This window comes from Desulforhopalus glucosivorans, from assembly GCF_054397165.1.
This window is the reverse complement of the sequence record NZ_AP044854.1, coordinates 3,268,725-3,289,859: the sequence shown is the minus strand read 5'-3', so window position 1 is coordinate 3,289,859 and position 21,135 is coordinate 3,268,725. Positions and strand designations below refer to the sequence as shown.

At 44.5% G+C, this 21,135-nt stretch carries 24 protein-coding genes and 1 riboswitch; of the genes, 12 read left to right on the top strand and 12 right to left on the bottom strand.

The features are described 5' to 3' along the window. Window positions 1-33 precede the first annotated feature (33 nt). The 12 genes from ACX6CI_RS14260 to ACX6CI_RS14205 all read left to right on the top strand — a co-directional run bounded on the left by ACX6CI_RS14260 (window position 34) and on the right by ACX6CI_RS14205 (window position 9,708). Entirely contained in the window at window positions 34-963 is a 930-nt protein-coding gene (locus ACX6CI_RS14260) for a 4Fe-4S dicluster domain-containing protein (protein WP_458774313.1), read from the top strand. Next, on the top strand, window positions 963-2,261 hold the full coding sequence (locus tag ACX6CI_RS14255) for a polysulfide reductase NrfD family protein (protein WP_458774312.1): 1,299 nt from the start codon (window positions 963-965) through the stop codon (window positions 2,259-2,261). Before ACX6CI_RS14260 ends, ACX6CI_RS14255 begins: the two co-directional genes overlap by 1 nt. A gap of 321 nt (window positions 2,262-2,582) precedes the next feature. Further along, window positions 2,583-2,780, top strand: coding sequence for a hypothetical protein (locus ACX6CI_RS14250; RefSeq protein WP_458774311.1), 198 nt, complete (start codon window positions 2,583-2,585; stop codon window positions 2,778-2,780). Window positions 2,781-2,867: 87 nt separating this feature from the next. After that, on the top strand, window positions 2,868-3,191 hold the full coding sequence (locus ACX6CI_RS14245; protein ID WP_458774310.1) for a hypothetical protein: 324 nt from the start codon (window positions 2,868-2,870) through the stop codon (window positions 3,189-3,191). 28 nt (window positions 3,192-3,219) lie between these two features. Continuing rightward, on the top strand, window positions 3,220-3,420 hold the full coding sequence (locus ACX6CI_RS14240; RefSeq protein WP_458774309.1) for a hypothetical protein: 201 nt from the start codon (window positions 3,220-3,222) through the stop codon (window positions 3,418-3,420). Between the two features lie 507 nt (window positions 3,421-3,927). After that, entirely contained in the window at window positions 3,928-4,188 is a 261-nt protein-coding gene (locus ACX6CI_RS14235; protein WP_458774308.1) for a hypothetical protein, read from the top strand. A gap of 84 nt (window positions 4,189-4,272) precedes the next feature. Next, complete coding sequence (locus ACX6CI_RS14230; protein ID WP_458774307.1) at window positions 4,273-4,488, top strand: 4Fe-4S dicluster domain-containing protein; 216 nt, start codon at window positions 4,273-4,275, stop codon at window positions 4,486-4,488. 2 nt (window positions 4,489-4,490) lie between these two features. Further along, a complete protein-coding gene (locus tag ACX6CI_RS14225; RefSeq protein WP_458774306.1) occupies window positions 4,491-5,135 on the top strand; it encodes a ferric reductase-like transmembrane domain-containing protein in 645 nt (214 codons plus the stop codon). Next, the gene (locus tag ACX6CI_RS14220; protein ID WP_458774305.1) at window positions 5,132-6,883 is read left to right on the top strand and encodes an FAD-dependent oxidoreductase; all 1,752 of its coding nucleotides are present in this window, start codon (window positions 5,132-5,134) and stop codon (window positions 6,881-6,883) included. The genes ACX6CI_RS14225 and ACX6CI_RS14220 overlap by 4 nt, the downstream gene beginning before the upstream one ends. A 274-nt stretch (window positions 6,884-7,157) precedes the next feature. Next, complete coding sequence (gene mmuM / locus ACX6CI_RS14215) at window positions 7,158-8,111, top strand: homocysteine S-methyltransferase (protein ID WP_458774304.1); 954 nt, start codon at window positions 7,158-7,160, stop codon at window positions 8,109-8,111. A gap of 33 nt (window positions 8,112-8,144) precedes the next feature. After that, window positions 8,145-8,357, top strand: a complete 213-nt coding sequence (locus ACX6CI_RS14210) for a hypothetical protein (RefSeq protein ID WP_458774303.1) — start codon at window positions 8,145-8,147, stop codon at window positions 8,355-8,357. A gap of 88 nt (window positions 8,358-8,445) precedes the next feature. Further along, window positions 8,446-9,708, top strand: coding sequence for a nickel-dependent lactate racemase family protein (locus ACX6CI_RS14205; protein ID WP_458774302.1), 1,263 nt, complete (start codon window positions 8,446-8,448; stop codon window positions 9,706-9,708). A gap of 91 nt (window positions 9,709-9,799) precedes the next feature. On the opposite strand, the gene ACX6CI_RS14200 is transcribed toward ACX6CI_RS14205, so the two are convergent. The 12 genes from ACX6CI_RS14200 to ACX6CI_RS14145 all read right to left on the bottom strand — a co-directional run bounded on the left by ACX6CI_RS14200 (window position 9,800) and on the right by ACX6CI_RS14145 (window position 21,132). Then, complete coding sequence (locus ACX6CI_RS14200) at window positions 9,800-11,932, bottom strand: FAD-dependent oxidoreductase (protein ID WP_458774301.1); 2,133 nt, start codon at window positions 11,930-11,932, stop codon at window positions 9,800-9,802. A gap of 17 nt (window positions 11,933-11,949) precedes the next feature. Next, a complete protein-coding gene (locus ACX6CI_RS14195) occupies window positions 11,950-12,522 on the bottom strand; it encodes an electron transport complex protein RnfA (protein WP_458774300.1) in 573 nt (190 codons plus the stop codon). Between the two features lie 12 nt (window positions 12,523-12,534). Continuing rightward, window positions 12,535-13,152 carry an electron transport complex subunit RsxE gene (rsxE, locus tag ACX6CI_RS14190; protein WP_458774299.1) on the bottom strand — a complete coding sequence of 206 codons (618 nt, stop codon included), beginning with the start codon at window positions 13,150-13,152 and terminating at the stop codon, window positions 12,535-12,537. Window positions 13,153-13,167: 15 nt separating this feature from the next. Beyond that, complete coding sequence (locus ACX6CI_RS14185; RefSeq protein WP_458774298.1) at window positions 13,168-13,755, bottom strand: FMN-binding protein; 588 nt, start codon at window positions 13,753-13,755, stop codon at window positions 13,168-13,170. Further along, the gene (locus ACX6CI_RS14180) at window positions 13,748-14,743 is read right to left on the bottom strand and encodes an RnfABCDGE type electron transport complex subunit D (protein ID WP_458774297.1); all 996 of its coding nucleotides are present in this window, start codon (window positions 14,741-14,743) and stop codon (window positions 13,748-13,750) included. The genes ACX6CI_RS14185 and ACX6CI_RS14180 overlap by 8 nt, the downstream gene beginning before the upstream one ends. After that, a complete protein-coding gene (locus ACX6CI_RS14175) occupies window positions 14,740-16,092 on the bottom strand; it encodes a 4Fe-4S dicluster domain-containing protein (RefSeq protein WP_458774296.1) in 1,353 nt (450 codons plus the stop codon). The genes ACX6CI_RS14180 and ACX6CI_RS14175 overlap by 4 nt, the downstream gene beginning before the upstream one ends. Continuing rightward, on the bottom strand, window positions 16,070-16,702 hold the full coding sequence (locus tag ACX6CI_RS14170; RefSeq protein WP_458774295.1) for a cytochrome c3 family protein: 633 nt from the start codon (window positions 16,700-16,702) through the stop codon (window positions 16,070-16,072). The genes ACX6CI_RS14175 and ACX6CI_RS14170 overlap by 23 nt, the downstream gene beginning before the upstream one ends. Next, window positions 16,692-17,168 (bottom strand): hypothetical protein, encoded by a 477-nt coding sequence (locus tag ACX6CI_RS14165; RefSeq protein WP_458774294.1) that lies wholly within the window; start codon window positions 17,166-17,168, stop codon window positions 16,692-16,694. The genes ACX6CI_RS14170 and ACX6CI_RS14165 overlap by 11 nt, the downstream gene beginning before the upstream one ends. A gap of 618 nt (window positions 17,169-17,786) precedes the next feature. Further along, a complete protein-coding gene (locus ACX6CI_RS14160) occupies window positions 17,787-18,413 on the bottom strand; it encodes a type II secretion system protein (RefSeq protein ID WP_458774293.1) in 627 nt (208 codons plus the stop codon). A gap of 45 nt (window positions 18,414-18,458) precedes the next feature. Beyond that, window positions 18,459-18,533, bottom strand: a riboswitch (cyclic di-GMP riboswitch). A 371-nt stretch (window positions 18,534-18,904) separates the two neighbouring features. Then, the gene (locus tag ACX6CI_RS14155; protein WP_458774292.1) at window positions 18,905-19,741 is read right to left on the bottom strand and encodes a type II secretion system protein; all 837 of its coding nucleotides are present in this window, start codon (window positions 19,739-19,741) and stop codon (window positions 18,905-18,907) included. After that, window positions 19,725-20,225 (bottom strand): type II secretion system protein, encoded by a 501-nt coding sequence (locus tag ACX6CI_RS14150; RefSeq protein ID WP_458774291.1) that lies wholly within the window; start codon window positions 20,223-20,225, stop codon window positions 19,725-19,727. Before ACX6CI_RS14150 ends, ACX6CI_RS14155 begins: the two co-directional genes overlap by 17 nt. A 40-nt stretch (window positions 20,226-20,265) precedes the next feature. Then, a complete protein-coding gene (locus tag ACX6CI_RS14145) occupies window positions 20,266-21,132 on the bottom strand; it encodes a tetratricopeptide repeat protein (protein ID WP_458774290.1) in 867 nt (288 codons plus the stop codon). Between the last annotated feature and the right edge of the window lie 3 nt (window positions 21,133-21,135).

Sequence of the window (21,135 nt, the reverse complement as noted above, 5' to 3'; positions counted from 1 at the left end):
ATGAGGATCATGAAAAATTTATGAGGTACGATAATGGTTGATAAAACGAGCCGTAGAACAGTGTTAAAGAGCGGTCTGGCGGCAACAATTGCAGGTATAGTTTTGCACCCTGAACAGGGAACCAGCCATGAGATTAAAAAATATCAGGACAGTCTCGGGGTACTGGTTGATTTGACCCGTTGTGTCGGTTGCAGAAGTTGCGAGGCTGCCTGTAATGCTGAGCAAAATCTCCCCAGGCCGGACAAACCATTTAATGATCAGAGTGTTTTTGAAGAAAGAGAACATAGCCAGCACAGGCGTACAGACGAAACCCGTTACACGGTGGTGAATCGCTACGATATTGCAGGTCAAGATCACCCCCTCTTTAAAAAGATACAGTGCAATCATTGTCAGGAACCTGCATGTCTTACATCCTGTTTCGTCAATGCCTACACTAAGACACCTGAGGGAGCTGTAATCTATAATCCGGACGTTTGCGTTGGTTGCAGAACCTGTATGGTCGCGTGCCCCTTTCATATTCCAACCTTCAAATATTCAAGTGCATTTCACCCCCGTATTATGAAATGTATCTTCTGTTACGATACCAGATTAAAATATGGCAGGCCGCCAGCCTGTGTAGAAGCCTGTCCGCAAGATGCGTTAACATTTGGTAAACGTGATGACCTGATCAAAATAGGTAGAAGAAGGATTGAAGAAGACAAGGGCCAGTATGTGGATCATATCTACGGAGAATATGAAGCAGGGGGAACATCATGGATGTATCTCTCAAGCGCACCGTTTGAAGAGGCTGGCTTTAATACAGATATTCCCCATGAGCCAATACTTGATTCGGTAACGAGTTTTTTGGCTATTGTCCCGATGGTTCTCACCATCTGGCCGGCTCTTTTTGCAGGGTTCCACCTATTGGCAACCCGCAAGGAGGAGTATGGAAAACTTCAAAACAACAATCTAGAGGAGGATTGATGATGAAGACATTAACCTCTCTTAGTGTAGATCTGCCCGTACGACAGTCGAACAAAACAGATGGAACCTTATGGAGCATTAAAGAGCGGCTGTTTTTGGGCCTTACCTTGAGTGACTATTTTCAGCAACTTCGACGTAACCCTGTTAATTGGGTGCTCTTTGTAATCTTTATTTTTGGACTGCCCCTGCTAACCCAACGATATCTGTTTGGCCTTGGTTCGGTAACCCATGCCTCAAATGATTATCCATGGGGGCTTTTTCTGGGCTTTGGACTCTTTGGTATGGTGCCCCTGTCAGCGTCAGGATTTCTCCTTGGTACAACGGTATCACTTTTTGGCCGAAAGGATTTCCATCCCATAGAACGTCTGGCCCTTCTTAATGGCCTCTTAGGCTATTTTTTTGCGGTTGTTTATCTGGAGGTGGACCTTGGGATGCCATGGAGGCTTGCCTATCCAATGTTTGTGTCACTGGGACCGGCTGCGGTCCTTTTTCTGGTGGCCTGGCATGTGGCAACATATCTATCTGTACAAATCGCTGAGGTGTTACCGGCTTTGTTTGAGTGGATCGATAAACCGGCCTGGAAAATGTATATCAAACGAATGACGCTTGGACTCACCATTGCAGGCATTATTCTGTCTACCCTCCACCAGGGTGCCCTTGGAGCGTTATTTACCTACGCTCCAACTAAAATTCATCCGTTATGGCTGTCCATTGAGTTTCAGTGGATTCATTTTCTCTGCTCTGCAATATTCGGAGGTCTTGCAATGGTAATTGTGAGTTCGACCCTCATTAATTACTTTATGCACTGGAGGTGTGGCCATGATTTCAGGCAAAGTCTCGATCGCTTAACACTTGGTCTTGCCAAGGGCGCAACCTATGCAATGATCACCTATCTGGTCATTAAACTTGTGGCAGTTGCCCATGATAACGAGTGGGCATATCTGCTCACAGGCTGGGGATTTTACTATCTACTTGAAGTAGGCCTCGGGGTGTTCCTACCCATGGTGCTGTTTGCAAAAGGTGTACATGATGGTGCAGTACGACCGGTTCGTATTGCTGCCTTTATCACGGTGGCAGGTATTATCTGGAATAGACTTAATACAACAATTTACTGTTTTAATTATCAGATGTATCAGGAAGTACCCCACTGGAAAGAGGTGGTGTTGACAGTAACCCTCTATGCTTTTTACTTTGTTGTCTACCGCTTTATCGTATATCGACTGCCCATAGTTTTTGAATGGGGGGAAAGTTATAACCCCGATAAACGCGATAAGTACCTTCACGAAATACATCCATAAGAAAAACAAGGAATCAATTTCTAGGGTACTAACAATTCCTAACCTCTCTAGGAGGGTGTGCAACACAAGTGTAGTAGTGTTGTGTCACCCTCCTTTTCACCGCAGCAACTCTGATCTAATACGAATAACTTCTCCCAAAGTCGTATTCTTTCTCTTGTTAGATTGGAAGGTTAATACGAGTAAATGCAGTTGTTTAGTTTGATGTCTAAGGAGGGGTGGACTTCTTTTTCAAGAGTATTCGTATGGCATGTCTCATGCAAATAAAAGATTAAGAGGTGGTCAACAGATCATTCAAAAAGGCAGACAAGAGTGGAGGACACCATGAAAAGTCAAATTATCACTAAAGAGAAAGTTAACGTAGATATCAATGACGAAGTTATGGGATTTGTTTTTACCTTAGGTAAGGTGTTCTGCGCATTGATTGGAGCCTGGGCGGCAGCATGTGTTGTTGCCGGTTTGATTAGTTTTGGTCCTCTTCAGATGATACGAGGATATATCACTGCGATCACAGGGTTCTAGTTTTACACGAGATAGCTTGATCGTACCCCAGTCTGACGGGTGAAATAGAGAGACGAGTGAATCGAACATACAATCCAGGAGGACTCCATGGCAATAAAACGTATAAAATCTGTCACAATAGTGTTGATAGGGTCAGCATGTTTCTTTGGAGTATGGGCGATTGCAGCACTTATGGGAGGCTTATCCCAGGCCAATTGGCAAGTAACTGAACTCGTACGACAATATCTCATTGCCAGTGGTATGATTCAGCCAATACATACACTGGTGGATTTTTATACCCATATTAAAGGAATTGAATATATAATCTGCGTCGCCTTCTTTGTGGCATTTCCAATTTTTTATCAATATGTTGATAAGCGTAAAACTCACATCACTACATCTTCTGGTCCCCCGCTTAAAACGGGCAAATGAAAAATAACATACTGAGATCAGGTGAAATATGAAAACAAAAGAAAACAAGATATCAGATACTGTGACTCCACAAACGAGTGAACCCCCAAATGCAACTGAGCCAGACGCAAGCAAGCCTCGGAGCGGTGTCGGTAGTGGCAGAGGACGAGGTGGCGGGAAAGGCCTCCGGGATGGCAGTGGTGGGGGAAAAGGTAGAGGTGGGGGTGGTTTTGGCGGCCAACGTAAATAGAAGAGAGTAAACTGACTATCCTGCATTGAGATATTCGCAATGCAGGTGGTTCATAGATACATAACTGCCTGAACATTAGACAGAGCCATGTCGTATTTCTCAGAACAGAACAACAGAGTTGATCATTCAGGTTGCCCGTGGTTCTTAGGATGGTGTTGAACGGCGTTAAGGTGTAGATAGGCGCCTGTCTGATCAGATGATACTGCTACTATTCGTAACCTTGTCACTCCCAAAGATCTGGGTGCCTTCCTGAGCTTATAGTCTGGTGTTAGATCTTATTTGCACGATTTCAATACATTCCCTTAAGACCTTCCAATCAAAGTAGGTATTTCCATATTCTCTACATATTCTCTACTTAATTTGTGCACATTGACCTGATATTTTCGCTGGGCAATGGTGAAGATCGCAGTGACAATATTGCTCTGTGTTATTGCGCCCGTTGTTGATCCGTTGACCCAAGAATAACTGAACTAATATCCCCTAGAAAAAGTGAACAGGAGAAACGTTATGAATAAGAAGAGAATGATTAAGACATTGGTACCAATGATGACTGTAGTAATGATGGCTGTCGCAGCATGTGCCCAGAACGAGCAGGAGGGCCGTGGTCAGCAGGGACCTCCTCCAGAAGCAATTAAGGCTTGTGAAGGAAAGGCGGTTGGTGACATCGTGAGTTTCTCTGGACGACGTGGTGAGTCTGTAAAGGCAACCTGCCAGACTGTTGAAAATCAGATAGTTGCAGTTCCGGAAGGACATCGCCCTCAGCAGTAAAAAGCTATCAGGCATGGTTCTGGTTTCGTATAGATAGCGGTACCATGCCTGATGAGTGATCAAAAAATGTGAAAGAGACAAACAATGACTATCCAAGCAATTAATGGGTGCATCGGTTGTGGTATATGCGTGAAGAGCTGCCCCACTGATGTCCTTCGCCTTGATGCAAAAACGCAAAAAGCAATAATCAAGTATCCGGCAGATTGTCAGATTTGTCACTTGTGCAGGATGTATTGTCCTGTGGATGCAATAACTATTACACCGGAAAAATCGATACCGGTTTTTGTTTCATGGGGGTGAAAATGCACGGCCAGTCAGGTAATAAAGGTTTGTGGTGGCTTACTGTAGCATGTATTGGCTTACCAGTTTTTTTCTATCTAACGGGAGATTTCCCAAGGCGCACCATATTAAAAGAATCAATTTCGCTTCTCATTCTATTGTCATTGAGCCTTATGTCGGCACAGTTTTTCTTGTCAGGTATTAATCGTAGAATGTTTAATGGCTGCTCAATGGGGCGTATTATTACCATTCATAAAGTCCTTGGGTATAGTCTTTTAATTGTAGTGCTGCTCCATCCTTTTTTACTTGTCCTGCCCCGGAAGTACGAAGCAGGTACAGGCAGTATGGATGCACTTTTTACAATTGTTAGCACCGTAAATACAACGGGGGTTGCTCTTGGGATGAGTGCCTGGATTCTGATGCTGCTTTTGGGGCTCACCTCTCTATTTCGGAACCAAATTCCGATGAGTTATAATGCCTGGAGACGGCTGCACGGTCTTTTAGCGGTTCCATGTATTATTGTAGCTATCTGCCACTCGATTAATCTTGGGCGTCACGTCAATTCACTCCTCTCTGTGTATTTTGTATTGTTTGCAGTGACAGGGGTGCTGTTACTGATAAAAAGATATATGGCATCACTCATATTAGAACAAGGAACAGTACGATGAGTATGGATCAGGAAGATAATAGTATTTCGCGCAGGCAGTTTATGGTAGCAGCGGGGGGTGTTGCAGGTGTGGCTACTCTTGCAGCATTGGGCCTTCAAACAGGATGGGCCACGAATAAATCAAGCGTCAATACTACTTCTATTGGTCGTGTGGATAAGACAACAGATGTGCTGGTTGTCGGTGGTGGAATGGCCGGATTGTTTGCTGCAGTTAAAGCACACGATGCTGGTGCTAAGGTGACCCTTATATCAAAGGGGCGACTCGGTTCCTCAGGGCAAACTCCTTTTGCTAAGGGAATATTTGCCTACGATCCTGAAAAAGAAAAAATCAGCCTTGATGATTTTGTTAAGAAGGTTTCCCGGTCGGCTCTTGGTAGTAATAACGAGACATATACGAGGCAAATGGCAGAACACTCCCTTGCCCGGGTGGCTGATCTTCGTGAATGGGGATTTTTTGATTCGCCCCTCTATAATAAGAGTTTTACTCAACCGCTCAAGGAACGCAATATCCCAATTATTGAGCGAATCGTTGTCACCCACCTCATTAAAGAGGATGGTCGGATTGCAGGTGCAGCAGGTTTTAATCTTGATGAGGAAGAAGTCCATATTTTCAGAGCAAAAAGTGTCATTCTCTGTACCGGGGCCGGTGGTTTTAAACCAAATGGCTTTCCCATTTGTGATCTCACCCATGATGGTACGGTTATGGCCTATGACATTGGCGCTAAGGTTACTGGTAAAGAATGGAATGATGGACATGTTGGCCAGGCTAAGAATGCAGCCGCTTGTTATGATGGTTGGCATGGCATGTTTGAACGAACACCGAATGTAACAGGGGTCGGAATACGCCACGACCTTGGGGTGGATGGAAATTATAGAGCATATATGAAGGGTGGTCCTCTTGCAGGCGGTCCTCCTGGCATGGGTAATGAGGAGGCCTTGGGTGGAGGGCCTTATAGACCAGCTGAGTTTAACCAAATGAGGGAGCACATGGCAGGTCGTCCGTCAAGAAAGAGACCTTATGGTCCTCCTCCAGGAATGAAAGAGGGTGGCGGTCCTCCAGGTATGATGGGGACATCTGTTGGAGGGGCCTCTGCTGGAATGGCAATTCATAAAGCAGAGGGGCTGGTTCCCATAAATGAAAAATGCGAATCAAACATTCCTGGTTTGTATGCAGCAGGAGATGCGCTTGGTTCATATATGGCTGGGGCCATATACACACAGATTGGGTCTTCTCTGGCCGGGTCGGCAGTGCAGGGAGCTGTGGCTGCTGAAGCTGCAGCAGAATACTGTGGCAGTGTACAAATCGCATCTGTTTCAATCAAAAAAGTGCAGCAGATTGAATCAGAAATTCTTACCCCCCTAAAAAGAAAGGCGGGGTACAGCCCTGCATGGGTAACGCAAACCCTGCAGGGGATAATGATTCCGAACTTTGTTCTCTATATTAAGAAAGAGCTTATGTTACAGGCTGCCTTGGCCTATGTAGAGGAGTTGCGTGATCACCATATGCCAATGCTGATGGCAGCAGATATGCACGAACTACGGCTGGCCCATGAAACAAAAAACATGATCATAAGCGCTGAAATGAAGCTGAAGGCCTCTCTTATGCGTAAAGAAAGTCGCTGCAGCCACTACAGGCTTGATTATCCGGAATTGGATAATCAAAACTGGCAGGCCTGGATAAACATCTTTAAAGGCGCCGATGGCACCATGCAGATGGAAAAACAGCCGTTTGGCAGTTGGCCTGCATAGAACCATAGAAATTCATTTGTAGTGTAATGAATTTCGTGATGGTACTACGCCCCACTAGGGGGTATTGGACTGAGTCCCGGCGGTATTTGGCCGGGGTTCTTAGTTGGCTTCGGTACTTATAAATTCACTCGTTATCTTGTAAGGTTTTTGTTTTTTGTCTATCTGGTTTTCTATGTAGAAACCTGTCTTTGGAGTATCTCTTTTTTCCCAGTAACCGTTTAAATTTTCAAAACTCTTATTGATCATTATTGATTCCATAATTAAAAATGTATCTATGAATCCAATTCTAAAGATACTAGCCACTCAACCATTACTTATCCTGGACGGCGCACTTGCCACAGAACTCGAACGAGGAGGATGTGATTTAGTCGATTCCCTCTGGTCCGCGAAAATTCTGCTGGAAAACCCGGACAAGATTGCAGAGGTGCATAGACAATATTATGTTGCAGGTGCTGATTGTGTGATAAGTGCCAGTTATCAAGCGACCTTTGAGGGTTTTATGAGTCGCGGTATCAGTGAGAAGGAGGCAGGGAAGTTAATTGCATTGTCAGTGACTCTAGCAAAAGAGGTGCGTGATGCATTTTGGGCTGACAAGAAAAACCGTAGTAATCGTCCGCGCCCCCTTGTTGCAGCTTCGGTTGGTCCCTATGGGGCGTATCTTGCTGATGGTTCAGAGTATCTGGGCGAGTATCAACTGGACGAAGATGGTTTAATGCGCTTTCATGAAAAACGTTTCCAGGTTCTTGTTGAGGCTGGTCCTGATGTTCTTGCCTGTGAGACGATTCCTACTTTAGTAGAGGCGAAAGCACTGATACGACTACTACAAAATAATCCGGCAGTTTGCGCATGGTTCTGCTTTAGTGCAAAGGATGGCGAACATATCAGTAGTGGTGAAAAGATTGAAGATTGCGCGCGCTGGTTAGATAGGTATCATCAGGTGGCTGCCATAGGCATAAACTGTACAGACCCTCAGTATATTGAATCTCTAATAGAAAAAATAAAGGGAGCAACAGATAAACCAATTATCGTTTATCCAAATGGTGGACACCATTATGATCCTATAGACAAGATATGGCACAGCTATTCTTCAGAGGATCTTGCCTATGGAGAAAGATCTTTACTTTGGTATGATACAGGAGCACGTATCATTGGCGGTTGCTGTAAGACAGGACCTGAAGATATCAGAAAAATTGCAGATTGGGTTCGCCTTCTAGATGGAAGGAAGTAGTTGTATTTTTAAATTTTAATTGTGGAGTGAATAATGAGTGGAAGATTACCAAACGTCGACAACCTATGTACTAATCCTGAAAACCATAAGATTCATATGTGTGAGTTGAAAACTGCAGGAAAAACTGAAGAGGTTAATGCCCTTCAATTGAATCCTAAATTTGTCTGTAATAATTGCGGAAATCTCTCAAATACAGAAGGAGCTCTCTGTGCTCCCGGGCCAACGGATGATTCCTCTGGTAAATGAGTTGAGCAATGAAGCAATGTAGAATTATCAGCATATATCTGATGGTTCACTATTTTGGGTGTGGCGTACTATATTTTTGGAGACGTGTATGAAGGCGAATTTACTCTGTGGCAAGGATGTAATTACAATTGATTTGCCAGAATCAGCAATACTTATTGAGAACAAACCTGCAGATGGTGTCAGCGATCCTGTTGCAGTAGTGATGGAGGCACTCAATAATCCCATCGGAACGCCGCCCTTACGAGAAATTGCAAAGGGTAGGAAAAATGCATGTGTGGTGATCTCAGATATTACTCGTCCTGTGCCTAATAGCATCATACTGCCACCACTATTACAAATATTGGAAGAGAGTGGTATTGCAAGGGATGATATTATCATTTTAATAGCTACAGGGATGCATCGCCCTAACTTAGGTGATGAGTTAGAGGCTCTAGTGGGCAAAGAGGTAAAGAACAATTACAGGATAGAGAATCACTATTGTCAAAAGGCAGAAGAACTACGACAAATAGCAACAATTGAGGGTGCACCCATTGAGGTGAATACTCACTATCTTGATGCTGACCTGAAAATTTTAACCGGTCTTATTGAACCCCATTTTTATGCAGGTTTCTCTGGGAGCAGAAAGTCGATTCTCCCTGGTATATCGAGTTACGAAACCATGAAATTCATGCACTCATTTCAAGTAATCGATCAATTGCATGGGGCGAATTGCAGGCTTGAGAAAAATATTTTTCATAAGTACGCAATGGAAGTTACTGAACTAGCAGGTGTTGACTTTATCCTCAACGTTGTGATCAATCAGGATCGGGAACTCGCTGGTGTGTTTGGTGGTCACTATGAGGAGGCCCATAAAAAAGGGTGTGAGCTTGTTCAACACCATGCTGTGGCTAACCTCGAGGAAAAGGTTGATCTCGTTGTGACTTCTGCAGGAGGTTATCCGCTGGATGCCTCTTTTTACCAGGTTGCCAAATGTCTCACAAGTGCTCGTGATATTCTGAAAAAAGGTGGGGATATTATAGTTACCTGTGGATGTGAAGAGGGACTGGGCAATGAGGAATTTTCCTCTATCATGAAGTCTAACCCAACTCCTGAAGATTTTAACAAAAACCACAGTGACCCTAAAGATTTTGTCATTGACCAGTGGTGTGCCCAAAATATATACCAGGCTCTGGATCATGCAGGGAAGATATTTATTTATTCACCTGGCTTGTCAGAAGAAGAGATCAGTTATTTTGGGGGGACGAAAATAGATGATGTTCAAAAGATTGTTGATGAACTCCTGAAAAATTCTCCTAAAGTGGCTGCAATTCCGGATGGGCCATATGTTGTCGGGAAGGTGAAAGACAACTGAGCGAAACAAGAGGAAGTGAAACGAGGATAGTACAGGATCTTCTAAAGAAAAAAACCGCAGCCCGGAGAGAATCCGGACTGCGGGGTAATACTTAAGCTACTTCTTTCTTTTTTTCTTTCTCAACGATGCGTGGCTCGTTGGGGCAGGATGTTGCAATACGTGTCTGTGATGACGGAAGGTCATCCTGATCATAGCAGTAGACACCGCAGTTAAGACAACGACTTGTCTCTTTGATAACCTGATCTTCAGTGATGGTTCCCTCAACTTCCCTAAAGGAGTCTATTCTCTCTTGCACAGGAACCATTGGTTTCTTCGCTTTAAGTGAAATAGGAGCAACATTGATAAGAGATTCAACCATAGCAGGTGGCATCATTTCGCGCTGTCTGTTCTCAACCGGTGGTACTTCGCCAGTTGTGACATAGTAGTGTATAGACCTCGCTGCAAAGCGCCCACCAGCAACGGCTTCAACAAGAAGGCGCGGACCTGTAAAACAGTCACCACCGGCAAATACGCCAGGGAGATTAGTCTCCAGTGTATCTTCACTTGCATCTACTGTACTGAATCTTGTTTTACCAAGACCATCTTTTTCCACGATTTCGTCAAGGTCGGTACCCTGACCAACCGCCTGGATCACAACGTCACACTCGAGGATCTCAATAGTATCCTCAACCGGAACACAATCAGGCATACCACCAGGGTTATCCTTAAGGGTAACCTTTTGAACCTGAACACCTGTAAGTTTTCCGTCCTCTCCTACAAATTTCATAGGTGAGATGAGACAGCGCATTTCAACACCTTCGTTTTCAGCATCGGTTATCTCATGGGCATTTGCCTCCATAAGATCCCGGGAGAAACGAAAGATAAGAAGTACGTTCTCAGCACCTGCGCGAAGGGCTGAACGGGCACAATCCATCGCCACGTTACCAGCACCAATAATGACAAATCGTTTACCTTTAATCTGCTCTTCGTCGGTATGGAATCTTCTCAGGTAATCGATACCACTGTAAATACCCTTAAGCTCTTTACCTTCAAAAGGAAGCATTCTGCCAAACCAGCAGCCGAGTGCGAGATAGGTAGCTTCAAAGCCCTGATCTTTAAGAGATTGTAGGGAGAAGTCGCGACCAAGCTTCATTCCGGTGTGCGCTTTAACACCAAGCTCCAGTACACCGTTGATATCCCAGGAATACTGCTCCTCAGATAGACGATACTCAGGAATACCATACAGCGGCATACCACCCAACTTTGGCATCATCTCAAAGATCTCAACTTCATGGCCGAGACGGGCAAGGTAGTACGCTGCAGTAAGACCTGATGGCCCACCACCAACAATAGCGATCTTATGTCCTGTCTCAGGAGCAACAGAGACCTGCAAGCGTTCACCACCTTCACGTTCCCAATCAGAGAGAAAACGCTTAACAGCGTTGATAGCAAGAGGATCATCTTGAATCTGACGTCTACACTCCGTAGCACAGAGTTCAGGACAAACACGACCAGTGGCAGTAGCCAGCGGGTTGTTGTCTTTTACTGTGGCAAGAGCTGCTCCAAATTCACCGTTACGGGCATGGGCCAGATATTTAGGAATATTAATTTGGGCAGGACACTTTTGACGACATGGTGATAGACACTGGGTTTCCTGATTCCAGTGAAGTATTTTAACCTTTTCACCAACAAGATTAATAATACCCTTAGGACAGGCAGCAACGCAAGCGCCACAACCAACACAGCGCTCTGGATCGAAATCAGGAAGACCTGACTCCTCATCCATTGTAATGGCTCCGAATTTACAGGCATTCCTGCAGGAGCCGAGTCCAAGACAACCATTTTCACAACGGATAAATCCGTGGTAAAGCTGGAGTGCTGCTCTACAGTCCTGGAGACCTGAGTAGGTGAATTTCCTGGCAGCTCTATAACCACCTTCACATGATGCACATGCAAGGGTAGGCTCAGCGCCAGATACGTCATAGCCGAGAAACGCGCCAATTTCTTCAGCCGCTTCTGTACCACCCACAACGCATGAGTTGACAGGGATAATTCCTTTGACCATGGCTTCAGCAGCAGAGCTGCAACCAGCCTGACCACAACCACCACAATTGGCGCCGGGCAGTAAATCTGTCACGGCTTCAATTCTTGGATCTTCTTTTACATAAAAAACACGTGCTGCTATGCCTAGAATGACAGCCGCCACGAAGGCGATTCCGACTAACAGGAGTACCGGTGCAATCACAATAATTCTCCTTAAATTTAGGCCATGCCCTGGAAGCCCATAAAAGCAAGTGCCATGATACCGGCAGTTACAAGAGCAATAGATGTACCTTGCATACTTTGTGGAACATAAGAAAGAAGAAGTCTCTCTCTAATTCCAGCAAAAAGGATCAAAGCTAAACCATAACCAACTGCACTACAGCTGGAAAAAACGAGCATCTCAATAAATCCCATTTCATTTTTCGCAATGAGAAGAGCAACACCCATAACCGCGCAGTTGGTTGTGATCAGTGGCAGATACACACCAAGCGCATTGTAGAGAGTTCTACTCTTTTTCTTGAGTATGATTTCTACAAGTTGAACAAGAGACGCAATGATCAGGATAAAGGCCAGTGTCTGTAGAAATTGAAGGTCATAGGGTATCAACACATAGGTGAATACAGACCAGGTGAAGATAGATGCCAGTAAAGTAACAAAGACAATTGCAGCCGACATTCCTACTGCTGTTTCAATTCTCTTGGAAACCCCTAAAAAAGGGCAGTTACCAAGATATTGACCAAGTAGGATATTGTTTACAAAGGTGGCTGATATAGCGAGATAGATATATTCCATGATTATTCCCTTTTACCCCTGAATGAATTTCTCGCCGCTCCAGCGAGAGTAGAGATTCTGGAGAGCAAGTATTGAACCAATGGTCATAAATGCACCTGGCGCTGAAACAAAAAACGCCATGGGTTCAAAAGATTCACTGAAAACAGGATTGCCAAACCAGGTACCTGCACCAAGGATCTCACGGATAGAACCAATGAGACAAAGAGATATTGCATATCCAGTTCCTACACTAAAGCCGTCCACCATTGAAATGAGTGGAGGGTTTTTGGAGGCGAAGGCTTCAGCACGACCGAGAACAATACAGTTAACAACGATGAGAGGAATGTAGATACCAAGCTGCTCCGCAAGTGGGAAGAAGTAGGCCTTCATCAGTAACTCAACGAGTGAAACCAGCGTTGCAATGATAACGATATATGATGCGATCCGTACCTTACTTGGGATGACATTTCTAAGGCTTGAGATTGCGCCGTTTGATAAGGTCAGTACGAATGCGGTAGCAAGCCCCATACCAAGCCCATTCTCGGCCGACATGGTGACAGCAAGTGCTGGACATAATCCAAGTACAAGGCGAAATGGTGGTATCCGTTTCCACCAGCCAGCTGTCAATGTGGGTAAAAATTTCTGTGCCATAACTTAAAATCCTCCTTAAAGCTCAGAGATCGACTTAAGGATCTCGTCCTTGTAGTCACGTACAAATGCCAGAGCGTCGTTGGTACCTCGTACGGCTGCTCCTGAAGTTGTAGAAGCACCACTGATTGAGTCAATTGTACCTCCGGCTGTGGTGAGAGCTATGGGGCTATCAGTTGGTAGTCCCTGCCACTGCTTTCTAAAGGATATTTCAGATATCCTTGCACCAAGACCTGGTGTTTCACTGTGGGAAACCACTTCCATTCCTGTCATGGCGCTGGCATTAAGATCGATACCGACCATGATTTTCAGGTCTCCACCAAAACCACCTTTGCCAATGGCTTCAACCGCAAGGGTGGCAACCTTATCGTCAACCGTGGTGAAAAATACAGGAATATTCTGATCGGCAGCCTTGATAACAACCTTGTTTCCGAGAACTTTTTCAGCCGGTTGTTCGAAAAGACGCTCAAGAGCAGGACCACGTACATAGAGGTCAGTCTGCTTATCGATCTGAGGACCGAGTTTAATATTGGCTGCTGTGAGTGCCGCGGAAGAGACTCCGGCAATCAGTGAGAGCACAACAACCATACGAATGATATCAGACATCTCTATCTCCCTTAACTTTTGGTTTGATCATGTCAAGAAGAGGAGCGCATAAATTGGCAAGGAGTACGGCGTAAACGATGCCGTCAACATGCTTTGAATACCCTCTGATGAGCATCAGTAACACACCTGCCAGGATTCCATAAAGAATTAGGGGAGTCTTATTGACAGGGGATGTAGTGTGATCGGTAATGAGGAAAAAAGCCATGAAGAGTGTGCCGCCACTAAAGAGATAAAAGAGTGGGGAGGCAATTGCTTCTGGGTTGGTTATATGGAGTACGGTAGCAGTTACCAGGAGTCCAAGGATAAAGCCAAAGGGGAGCTGCCATTGAATCTCTTTCATAACCAGAAGGAAGATACCTCCGAGAAGGACGAAAAAGACCATTCCTTCGGCGGTTCCAGCAACCTGTTTTCCAATAAAGAGATCAAAGAGATTATACTGGGACTCAGCCGACGCTCCAATTGATTTAACCAGACGCAGGGGCTCTACCATGTAGGCAGACCAGTCAAAGTTGGCAAGGGCCGCAGTGTTATCCATTCTCTGGGGCCATGACAGCTGGAGAATGGCAATTGCAAGTACAGCCGGTTGCGCCGGGTATGCGCCAACACCACCAAAGAACTTTTTACCTACGATGACCATAACAAAGCAACCGATGAAAATTAACCAGACGGGTGCGTTAAGGGGCAGCATAAATGCAAGGAGTAAGGACAGGCTGACACTACTCCAGTTTGAAGTAAGATCCCTTGACGGTGCGATTCGCTCTGCAATATAGTCCAGGGCGAGGGCAAAGCCCACGCAAAGACAGAATATTCTAAGAGAAGCTGGTCCAAAAAAGTAAAGACTTGCAGCGATAGCCGGTATCAGTGCAATAACCCACTTCTGGTATATTTCAGCAAGCCCGGTGCCGATGCGATAGTGTGGGCCGACGGCAACATCAAGCATAGGCTTTTCCTGCTTGGCCGGCATATTTACAATATTAAGTTCTTTCATGAATTATCTCCGGTGATCCAGTTGTAACGTTCACCATGAACCATTTCATGATTGCAGAAATGGAGGAGTTGAACAATTGGTCGCTCAGCAGGACATACATTGCCACATAAGCCGCACTCATGGCATGCTTCCGGGTGCAGTTTTCTGGCAGCATCAAGCTGTCCAAATTCTATCATTCGATTTACCAGGTGAACCTGAATGTCAACAGGGCAGGCTCTGGCACATCGACCGCAGTTGATGCAGGGTGCCAAGGCGTCAAATGGGGCAACATCTTCAGTGATGAGAAAAAGACCGTTGTTGTATGTAAGTGGGGTAATATCAGAGTACTGTGCAAATCCCATCATGGGGCCGCCTACAACAGGGCGGGTATAATTTGCTATATCAAGACCCTGGCTGGTCAGGATATGCGCAATTGAAGTTCCAAGGGGAAAACGTACTGTAATCGCCTTGTCAATTCCCGAGCCGCTGATGGTAAGACACTTATGGGTCAGTGGTGACTTTCCAGCAAGTGCATCAACCATGGCGAGAAGATATTCCACATCGAGTACGGCGATGCCATGGAAGCGGTAGCTTTCGCGGTTTGGAATTCTGCGTCCCACAATACGCGATACAACTTCCCGCTCAATCCGTCCGGTGTAGTGTGCCGGCAGATACTCAACCTCAGCGATACCCTTGAACTTAGTTTCGGTCCATTCTCTGAACTGTTCTGGAACAGTTATATGGATGCGGGCGTTAGGTGCGATAGCGCCAAGCATCTTTAAACCTTCAACAGCTTTGTCAGCATTTTGCTCAAGAAGCAGTTGAGAGGTTAAAATTGTAGTTTCCTGACGGATACCTGTGATAACAATTGTTTCAACAGGCGGTAGATCAGGTATTTCACCATCTTCATACTCACGACCGGAAAGACTCCATGGCGGAGCGCAACCAGCAATGCGCAGTCTGTCCATAGCCTTTTCACGGTCCTTGGTTTCCATGGGCCCACCAAGAATCTCTTCAGGTGCATCCGGCGCTTTGTCATCTTTTTCAATAACGATGGCAGGAGAGTGAAAACTCTGTGCCGTCCAGATAGAAGTGATCTCTTTTATAGTGCCGCTTATACTGGCACAGACACAATTTCCGATTCTTGATTTGGCAATGACCTGTCCCCGTGCGACTGTTTCACCAGCCTCAACAATGGGGATGTAGCGTATCTTCCCTGGATATTCAATGGGAAGAACGACGCGGTCAGGATCCGCAATCTGACGAATTTCTGGATCGTAACTCGTCAGCTGTGGTACCATCGGTTTCTTTTTAAATAGGTTCAAAAGTCCCTGCATGACAACATCCTTATTGTAGATGACACGCCCCACACGTCACTTCTCCATCAGCTGAGGAGAATCGTTCCGGCGAGGTCTCTAAATGGCAACTTGTGCAATTTGTATGATATACCGTAGATACAGTCTGTGGCGTATGGCATCCAAGACAGGTGTGATCTTCTATTTCCAGGTATTCATCGTGTTCCATAATCTCAGGAGTGTAGCTGTCGTCATCATGACACTCCATGCAACTGTTTGTCTGAGTCTCGCTAGGCTGTGCTCCCGGGTGACATTCCCGACAGGAGGCTGGCTTGACATCAGCGCCACTCTCTTCGTGGCATTTGGAACAATCACGGCTATGGGCTTCTTTTAACTGAGCATGATCAAACTCATCAGCGGTAAAGCCTTCGTCGTGGCAGTCTTCACATGATGTTGATTGTGTTGCAGCGTACAGCTCGTGGTGACACTGAGCACATGATTCTGCTGATGTACTGTGCTTTCCATGATCAAAAAGTACCGACCCAGCTGTGTTCTTTAAGTAGGCTCTGTCAGTTGTCGTTTCGTGGCTGTTGCCCATGGTGCCGATGACAGCACCAGCGACTGCAACCAGCATGACAATTGTCAGACCTTTGGTCCAGTTCCTGCGATTATTCTTACCACTCATGGCTATCCCTTAAAATGAGTCGTTCGTTGTCCTCATCGCTCATTTTGTACCAGCGACAGGTACGACGAACGCAAAGGACCAAATTCAACTTTTGAGAGTCGGAAACTGAAACGTTAAAAGACATCATTTTGCAATTATCCTGTATGCAAATCTCACCGGGTATGATAAGTGAGGTGTCGCAGTGTGGGCATTGCACATCTTCAAGCTCATCATGGTCATCTACCTGCATGGTAGTTTCCCGGTCAAGAACATTAAGATACGGTGACATCTTGCTTATTCCAACATCACCATTACTCGTAGTGATCTTGAAAACAGCCTTGTTGTCTTCATTGAGCCCTTTATCACAATGAGGGCACCAGCACGTAAGGTAGGTGTCCTTGTTGATATGGGAGCGCTCCATCAGTGATTTCTCTCCCCAAATCTCGTCTTCCATGCGGTTCGTTAAGTCCGAATCTTTGTCTTTCATCGTATGCTCCGTAAAATGATGTTATGTTGACTTTGATTGGGTTATTCCGATCATTCAAAATTCATATAAGCGATAACGTACTGATATGAAATCGCTTTGCCTCTTTGTTACAGATTTGTAACAATTCTTGCGACCAATTGCGCGTCTACAAGATATTCAAAAGGGTGCAATCCTAGTCAATCATTGCTTGCAAAGCAACGTTTTTTTATATGGAATTCCATAGCGGTAGCTCACATTATCCCTGTTTTTACTTAGACCTTTATTTGTGGAGTGGTGGGGTAATAAAAGATATTTAATATTAAAGTCAATATTGATAGGGATTTGAGAGTAATGAGACCTGGGAGGAGTGAAAATCAGCAGTACTACAGTGTCATACGACATTTGTTAATTTTCTTTAAATTTTAAATGGGAGATAAAAGGTCTATGTTCTTTTTTGGAGGGACTATAGTGGTTGGAGGTGATTTTTTGTGCAAAGATGATGTGCCTGTTGTGCTAGTGAAGTTGGTTAGTTCGGGCTGAAGTTAGAGTGTTAGGAAAAACTATTTGCACAGGTTGGATAAAAGGAAAGGGACTTGCTGGATACAAGCCCCTTAGTCCTGCCTAGTTGTAAATACCTTCTTATGGAAGATCAATGATGTAATAAGCCTGTTGGACTGTAGTCGTGGAAGCGTTAGGCCACTCTGTATTGCTGTCAGGGTAAATGCGAAAAGAACCAGAATCTGGACTTATAGAGCCATCAATAATTGTATCCAAAGCAATTGCCAAATCGACAGGAAGCGATATAAAACGTAAGATATTGTTATTACCTGAAGCTCCGGTTGCAGTAGAAGTACTTGTGTAATTTTGCAGATAAAAATTTACTGTTGTTGGGCCGCTGTAAGCGCCAGTAAATAGATATTGCCCACTTGTGGGACCTGTGCTTGTAGGAACCGTCAAACCGATTTTTCTAATTTGATCATCAAGGTTACCATAAATATACTGGCTATCAAATCGTCCATTGGCTGTGGCAGCAGTTCCGGCATTGTCGGTACCGTCTCCAAGCATGTTACCTGTTCTGTCAAAGTAACTGGCAAGCGTTAATTCCCATTCTTTGATAGAATTATTGTAAAACTTCTTTTGCTTGGCACTATTCAAAACATCTTTGCCTTTAATAACGGCGCCTAGAATCAAACCGATAATAACCAGAACGATAGCCATTTCAATAAGGGTAAAACCCTTATCGTTTCTAAGTAATTTTGCTCGCATAATTTCTCCCCCGGGGATTTTTTTTCTGTCAAAAACGATTGATCGAGCAGTAACTCGGCTGTCCTCTTGGGACCCGTGGCTTTCCGTCCCCATCTTGCAATGGGTTTGGCTTTTTCCGACATAAAATTAATTGTATAGATATTATAGCATAAAATATGCCAGAACATGGAGGTCGCAGTGGTTTTGTTGTGAAGGTAGGTTATGTAGTTGATATGTGGTGTGAAAAAGGTATTTGTGCTGTTTGGTTGGTAAGGAAATGGTAAATTTTATTAGTATCTATAGTGATTTACAAAGGTGGATAACGTAATTGTAATAACGAAAAAGAGAGTGGGTGTAATTACACTAACCCGATAAAAGGGATAGGTACCTCGAAGGTCTCACTACGTTCACTTATCTGGAAGTAATGTAAAGTTCGCAATGTTAAAAGGTTCTTCGGTTATCTCGGAGTCTACACTACCAGTTTTTAATGACAGCTTTTCCTGGATAGGGTGCTAACCATTATTAAGTGCACATGAGGGGGGCACTTGATCGAGTTCCACTCTTCCATTTTTATCAGTATCCTCGGCTAAGGCGGTATCATATAGGATTTCACATGTGCTATCAATGGTTGTACAGTTGTCCATGGTTGAGCCAAGGCTGAACTGCTGATTGTAGTTAATTATTCCCACGTCGCTATCATTGTCTATGGCAGCGCCATGTGAACAAATAGTCTGCCCTGTTTGGTTGTCGAGTACAATTGTACAGCTTACAAGCAGAGCGAGTTCATCCACAGTAACGTATTGAATAATATCATCAAATTGGTCGGTAGCCCGGTTGACATCCGCTGTGTAACGGTCGATTTCAGTTCCGTAACTGTATATTCGAACCTCTCTGTCCCCACCTATACCATCTATATTAGTCGCAGCTTCCATCTGTCTGTTAAAGTTTTGGCCTATGGAGGCAATAACAAAGGCGACGTTGTCTTTTTTACCCGAAGTACAGTTGCCATCAAGACATACCGACAGTCCAGTCTGATTTGTGCCTCCAGCAAGCCAGCTACAAAGATCTATACCATCGAGATTAGGTGCAGGGATATAAACCAGATCGTTTTTCCATGGATCTATGGTGTGACCGATCGAGGTAAGATCGCTTGTCAATATACGGTTTTGTAGAAAATCACCTTTTATCTCATCCCGCGCAGTCTCAACGATTTTTCGTCCTCCGGTGAGCTTATTTTTTTTGGTTATTGAAATAATAAGAGGAGTGACTGTACCTACAATGAGGCCAAGAATCACAAGCACGATGGAAAGTTCAATGAGGGTAAAGCCCTGTCTATTTTTTGGTTTCATAAATGAGAGCATTTTTACTGGTAAAGTGACACAAATCATCTCCTGTGGAACAATCCCATGGGGACGAATTGGAGGTTGTTTCAAACACACCATTGGGTCCACTGCTGACGAGTAACCAGAGTCCATCCGGATGATCGCCATCACTATCGCGAACTGTTTTTGTTGAGGCACTTGTAAGTTCTATATCATCACCATTATTGTAATAGACAATATCCCTCCCCCATGCGTCTGTCTCTGTACAATTTTTTGCGAAATATGTCTGTGGCGGTACTGTCGCTGAATGTATTACATAGTTACCAAGGCAGCTAGAACTCGTTTTTAACGTTGTTAGTGTGGCTGAAATTTGCTGTGATGTCTTCATTGACATCCAGGCACTCAGGCCAAAAGTGAGTAACAGACCAATTACTGTGATAACAAGAGCAATTTCCACAAGAGTAAAACCACGCTCCGTAAAAAATAATCTATGTAGTACTCTTATTTTCATACTATATGTTGTCTCAGGTAAAGAGGAAATTAGAAAGTCTTCACTGCCCTAAAATTTGCTCAACAATCCGTAAATTTTGCTGAATATCTGGATCATGTGGTGCTGCTGCAGACGTTTCTTTAAGGATAATATGAGCCTCATCAACTCTGTTTACTTCGATCAAGGCTGCGGCTAGATTGTTTGCCACATCTGGGTTCTTGGAAATTTCCCATACCCTTTGGTATAGAATTATGGCTCCCTCCCATTCCTGTTCATACCTGTATAATTCTGCCTGGTGGAGCCATTTGCTACTCTTGGCCTTAATATCATCAATAGAGGTATTCTTTGGAGAATACAAAGGCTCTGTAGTCTCAGCTTCATTGAAATCCTCATTGACAGCCTCTGCAATATCAAGATCGTGGATGAAAATTGTGAATTTAGAAGCTTTTGGAGAGTCTAAAAAATTTGAAATACCAAATATGTCAGATTCAATTAACTGGTCCAATGATTCAACGCTGAGGGTTTGGGTAGCCACATCAATACTCATTACACCTTGAAAATCTTCGGTTATAAGTTTGACTGTTTGTTGAGATGCTCGTGGTTGGCTGCTGTCTCCAGTAACTGACGGAGTTATGTCCGTCTCTATTGCTGGTGGTGTTGGTTTTGGATCTGTAAGAACCTCTTTGATAGGTTGGTCAGCAGAGGGAAATGATACATTGCCTGAAAACCATTGTTGCAACCAGGCAGTAGCGCCTATCAATACTATTCCGAAAACAATGATTAAAAGTGTGATTACAACAAGCCTAAGCCATGGAGAACGCACCCTTTCAGTGGCTTCTGAAATTTGAGGTGCCTGAGCATCCTGACCCGTTTCTTCCTGGGATGCAACATCCTCAAGACGGGTTATAACATCATATAGTTTACTCATCTG

Bases quoted from the DNA above. Each gene is read 5' to 3' on its own strand.
- ACX6CI_RS14210 (WP_458774303.1), top strand. From the start codon at position 8,145: ATGAGTGGAAGATTACCAAACGTCGACAACCTATGTACTAATCCTGAA.
- ACX6CI_RS14170 (WP_458774295.1), bottom strand. From the start codon at position 16,702: ATGAGTGGTAAGAATAATCGCAGGAACTGGACCAAAGGTCTGACAATT.
- ACX6CI_RS14225 (WP_458774306.1), top strand. From the start codon at position 4,491: ATGCACGGCCAGTCAGGTAATAAAGGTTTGTGGTGGCTTACTGTAGCA.
- ACX6CI_RS14230 (WP_458774307.1), top strand. From the start codon at position 4,273: ATGACTATCCAAGCAATTAATGGGTGCATCGGTTGTGGTATATGCGTG.
- ACX6CI_RS14235 (WP_458774308.1), top strand. From the start codon at position 3,928: ATGAATAAGAAGAGAATGATTAAGACATTGGTACCAATGATGACTGTA.
- ACX6CI_RS14145 (WP_458774290.1), bottom strand. From the start codon at position 21,132: ATGAGTAAACTATATGATGTTATAACCCGTCTTGAGGATGTTGCATCC.
- ACX6CI_RS14205 (WP_458774302.1), top strand. From the start codon at position 8,446: ATGAAGGCGAATTTACTCTGTGGCAAGGATGTAATTACAATTGATTTG.
- ACX6CI_RS14260 (WP_458774313.1), top strand. From the start codon at position 34: ATGGTTGATAAAACGAGCCGTAGAACAGTGTTAAAGAGCGGTCTGGCG.
- rsxE (WP_458774299.1), bottom strand. From the start codon at position 13,152: ATGGCACAGAAATTTTTACCCACATTGACAGCTGGCTGGTGGAAACGG.
- ACX6CI_RS14240 (WP_458774309.1), top strand. From the start codon at position 3,220: ATGAAAACAAAAGAAAACAAGATATCAGATACTGTGACTCCACAAACG.
- ACX6CI_RS14150 (WP_458774291.1), bottom strand. From the start codon at position 20,225: ATGAAAATAAGAGTACTACATAGATTATTTTTTACGGAGCGTGGTTTT.
- mmuM (WP_458774304.1), top strand. From the start codon at position 7,158: ATGAATCCAATTCTAAAGATACTAGCCACTCAACCATTACTTATCCTG.
- ACX6CI_RS14195 (WP_458774300.1), bottom strand. From the start codon at position 12,522: ATGGAATATATCTATCTCGCTATATCAGCCACCTTTGTAAACAATATC.
- ACX6CI_RS14220 (WP_458774305.1), top strand. From the start codon at position 5,132: ATGAGTATGGATCAGGAAGATAATAGTATTTCGCGCAGGCAGTTTATG.
- ACX6CI_RS14165 (WP_458774294.1), bottom strand. From the start codon at position 17,168: ATGAAAGACAAAGATTCGGACTTAACGAACCGCATGGAAGACGAGATT.
- ACX6CI_RS14180 (WP_458774297.1), bottom strand. From the start codon at position 14,743: ATGAAAGAACTTAATATTGTAAATATGCCGGCCAAGCAGGAAAAGCCT.
- ACX6CI_RS14160 (WP_458774293.1), bottom strand. From the start codon at position 18,413: ATGCGAGCAAAATTACTTAGAAACGATAAGGGTTTTACCCTTATTGAA.
- ACX6CI_RS14185 (WP_458774298.1), bottom strand. From the start codon at position 13,755: ATGTCTGATATCATTCGTATGGTTGTTGTGCTCTCACTGATTGCCGGA.
- ACX6CI_RS14250 (WP_458774311.1), top strand. From the start codon at position 2,583: ATGAAAAGTCAAATTATCACTAAAGAGAAAGTTAACGTAGATATCAAT.
- ACX6CI_RS14245 (WP_458774310.1), top strand. From the start codon at position 2,868: ATGGCAATAAAACGTATAAAATCTGTCACAATAGTGTTGATAGGGTCA.
- ACX6CI_RS14155 (WP_458774292.1), bottom strand. From the start codon at position 19,741: ATGAAACCAAAAAATAGACAGGGCTTTACCCTCATTGAACTTTCCATC.
- ACX6CI_RS14255 (WP_458774312.1), top strand. From the start codon at position 963: ATGATGAAGACATTAACCTCTCTTAGTGTAGATCTGCCCGTACGACAG.